Source organism: Methylobacterium sp. WL116 (assembly GCF_008039455.1).
Classification (GTDB): domain Bacteria; phylum Pseudomonadota; class Alphaproteobacteria; order Rhizobiales; family Beijerinckiaceae; genus Methylobacterium.
On the sequence record NZ_VRUV01000521.1, the window covers coordinates 1 to 3,083 of the forward strand.

The 3,083-nt window shown below is 69.7% G+C and carries 1 protein-coding gene and 1 pseudogene; one reads left to right on the forward strand and one right to left on the reverse strand.

Going from position 1 to position 3,083, the window contains the following annotated elements:
• Positions 1 to 539 precede the first annotated feature (539 nt).
• Positions 540 to 2,612: a M23 family metallopeptidase gene (locus FV223_RS23870; protein WP_244030529.1), complete on the forward strand. Its 2,073-nt coding sequence runs from the start codon at positions 540 to 542 to the stop codon at positions 2,610 to 2,612.
• A 28-nt stretch (positions 2,613 to 2,640) separates the two neighbouring features.
• Here the strand turns inward: FV223_RS23870 and FV223_RS23875 are convergent.
• Positions 2,641 to 2,958 (reverse strand): annotated as a pseudogene (locus FV223_RS23875) (glutamate--tRNA ligase family protein); the annotation flags it as partial.
• Between the last annotated feature and the right edge of the window lie 125 nt (positions 2,959 to 3,083).

The following is a 3,083-nucleotide window of genomic DNA, read 5'->3' on the forward strand; positions in this document are numbered from 1 at the left end:
TCCCAGAGCATAATGCCCCGAAACCACCTTGCCCGTCTTGGAAACCCGTGATACCGAACCAACCAGTCGGTGGTCCGCCTCAGCGGTGGGAGGCGTCTAAGCCCCCGCCGATACCCTGTCAACCCCGCGTCAAACCCGAAAGCTAAACACAAAACCGACAAGACCGCCGACACAAACACCAGGCCACCCGGCTCTCGCCAGCTGCCCCATCGCTCGTCATGTCGGTGGACCAAGTCCAGAACCGCGTCGCCGCCGCCCCGTCTCGATGAACAGGGGTATACGGACCACCCAGCAGCCCGTCAACAGCCAAAACGGAACTTTCTCCGATTTCGACGACAGAACCACGACAGGCCGCCCGGACGGCCCTCCAGCGATCCTGAGACGGGTGCGTTCGGCGTTTCGGGGGGAAGGGGATCCGCTCGACCGGAGGGAGGGGAAACGCGCTCGCCCGCGAGTCGCCTCAATCTCGACATGCTGCCCTTCGACATGCTGATGTCCTGGTGGCTGCGATGCCGCCCTCCTCCGACAAGGCGCTCTTGGTGAACCGCGACCGTCTCAAGATCGGCGAGGCCAGCGGCCCGCGGACCCTGCCGGGCTACGCCCACGGGATCCAGCCCGCCCTCGACCTGCTCGGATCGGATGCGACGCGCATCGATCGGCGCGAGGTGAACCTGCGCTGGCTCTGCGCCTCCGCCCTCACCGGCCTGACCGGGGCCGCGCTGATCGGCGCGGCGCTCCACGTCTCGCTGCAGGGCGAGGCCTCCTTCGCCGCGATCCCCGAGCGGGTGAGCATCCCCGCCCGGCCGCAGCCGAGCGAGGGCGGCGCCAATCTCGCGCGCAAGGGCGACCGGCTCGTGCGCAACCTCATGATCGCCTCGGCCAAGCAGAGCTTCCGCTCCCCGGTGACGGTGCGGCTCGGCGATCGCGAGATCATCAAGGTCCGGCCCTTCGTCCGGATCACCACGGCGCTCTCGATGTCGACCGGGGTGTTCGCCGGCGACATCCCGAAATTCGATCCGATGAAGTTCGTGTCCGACGAGCCGCTCGAGCGCGCCGCCGATGCCGGCTCCGCCGACGCGCCGGGCGCCGAGGTCAGCGTGGTCAAGCGCGACCTCGTCGACGCGGCGGTCGAGGCCGGGGCGGCCGCGCTGTCGGACGACGACGTGACGGCGCAGGTCGAGGAGGAGCGCCGCAGCACCGCGGAGGCCGGCCGGCGCACCGCGATCCCGATCGCGCCGCAGATCCTCCTGTCGCGCACGCTCCAGGGCGCGACGGCACCCGACTTCGACGGCGGGGCCAAGGACGGCGGCCCCAAGGCCGGCAATGCCGCCGACGGCAACCCGTTCAAGTCGATCGAGGTGCTGGTCGTCCCCGAGAACGTGACCAAGCTCGCCAAGGTCGAGCTGCGCCCCAACGAGACGCCGATCGTCGAGGAGCGCGACCTCGCCCTGAAGCGCGGCGACACGCTGGAGGCGGTGGTGCGCGCCACCGGCTTCGCCTCCGAGGACCAGATCCGCGGCATCGTCACGGCGCTCGGCGGCAAGGCCAAGACCGGCGCGCTGGCCGAGGGCCAGCAGTTCCGGCTCCAGATCGCGCCGGGCGCGAAGCCGGGCGATCCGCGGCAGGTGACCCGCGTGGTGCTCTACGGCGAGGGCGGGATCGAGGGGATCGCCGCGATCAACGACCGCGGGGCCTTCGTCTCGGTGGCCCCGCCGCCCGAGGACACGCCCTCGCAGAAGCCCGCCGCGAGCGCCGAGAATTCGGAGGACGAGGACGAGGACGGCGGCTCGGGCCCGCGCCTCTACCAGAGCCTCTACGAGACCGCGGCCCGGCACGACCTGCCGCGGGCGACCGTCGAGGACATCGTGCGGGTGTTCAGCTACGATCTCGACTTCCAGCGGCGGATCTCGGCCGGCGACGGCCTCGACGTGTTCTACACCTACGACGAGGATGCCGGCGCCAGCGCCGACCGGCCGGACCTGCTCTACGCCTCGCTCAACCTCGGCGGCGAGAGCCGCAAGGTCTACCGCTTCCAGTCGCCCGACGACGGCTCGATCGACTACCTCGACGACCAGGGCCGCTCGCTCAAGAAGTTCCTGATCCGCAAGCCGATCGCCGACGGGATCATGCGCTCGGGCTTCGGCTACCGCCGCCACCCGGTGCTCGGCTATGCCAAGCTCCACACCGGCGTCGACTGGTCGAATCCGATCGGCACGCCGATCGTGGCGGCCGGCAACGGCACCGTGATCCGGGCCGAGATGACCTCGGGCTACGGACGCCGGGTCGAGATCCAGCACATCAACGGCTACGTCACCACCTACAACCACATGTCGCGGTTCGGGCGTGGCGTCACCGAAGGTGCGCGGGTGCGGCAGGGCCAGGTGATCGGCTATGTCGGCTCCACCGGGCTCTCCACCGGCGCGCACCTGCACTACGAGGTGATCATCAACGGCCACTTCGTCGACCCGATGAAGATCCGCGTGCCGCGCGGGCGCGAGCTCGACGGGCGGATGCTCGCCGAGTTCAAGCGCCAGCGCGAGCAGATCGACGCGGTGATGCAGAAGTCGAAGAGCGCCACCGCGATGGCGCAGCGCGACGCGGCGGTGCGCTGAGGCGGCCTTCCCGCGGCGAGCCGGCGCTTCAGGCGAAGCCGAGCGCCGCGCGGATCGTCTCCGGTGTTTCGCCCCGCGCGCGACGGTCGGCGAGGCTTTCCGAGCCCTTCGACTTCGCGAGCTTGCCCCCGTCCGGGCCGAGGACCAGGGCGTGATGGTGGTAGCGCGGGGTCGGAAGGCCGAGGAGCGCCTGGAGCAGGACGTGCAGGTCTGTCGCCGCCTCGAGGTCGCGGCCGCGGACCACGTGGGTGACGCCCTGATGCGCGTCGTCGACCACGACGGCGAGGTGGTAGCTCGTCGGCACGTCGCGGCGGGCGATCACGGCATCGCCCCAGCGGGCGGGATCAACGACCCGGACCATCTCGTGAAACGCGCCCTCCCCTCCCCCCTGAAGAAGACACTAAAACAAAAATGACGATGACAACGATAAGCAGTGTGTATATATCGGTGTACGCAGGATCATTAAAAAAA